The following is a 332-nucleotide window of genomic DNA, read 5'->3' as shown; positions in this document are numbered from 1 at the left end:
GCCACGGTGGCGGCGAAGGTGTAGGACTGGTCGGGCTCGACGCGCAGCGGGCCGCGCACCCGGGCCCGCGGCGGGTGCACATCGCGGAACTCGACCCCCTTGCGGTCCATGGCGTAGGCGTCGCGGTCGCTCGCGGGGGCGAGCGACGTCCGCGCCCGGGCCCGCAGGCCGATGCGGTCCTCGTGGTCGCGGGTCAGGGTCAGCGTCGGCCCGGTGTGCGGCCAGCTCTGGCCACCGTCCTCGGACCACTCCACCACCACGTCCTCGGGCTGCGCCGCGGTGTCCTCGGGCAGCGCCAGGTCGACCGCGTAGGTCCAGCTGTCACCGACGAA

Annotated in this window: 1 protein-coding gene; it reads right to left on the bottom strand. The window is 75.6% G+C overall.

Going from position 1 to position 332, the window contains the following annotated elements; all coding sequences use genetic code 11:
- Positions 1-332: hypothetical protein (locus CR157_RS22730; protein ID WP_181422143.1), on the bottom strand; the 332-nt coding region annotated here is incomplete at both ends.

It is taken from the genome of Halomonas sp. LBP4 (genome assembly GCF_003202205.1).
Lineage (GTDB): Bacteria > Pseudomonadota > Gammaproteobacteria > Pseudomonadales > Halomonadaceae > Halomonas > Halomonas flagellata.
Note: the sequence above shows the minus strand (reverse complement) of the source record. Positions and strands in the feature narration are given on the sequence as shown.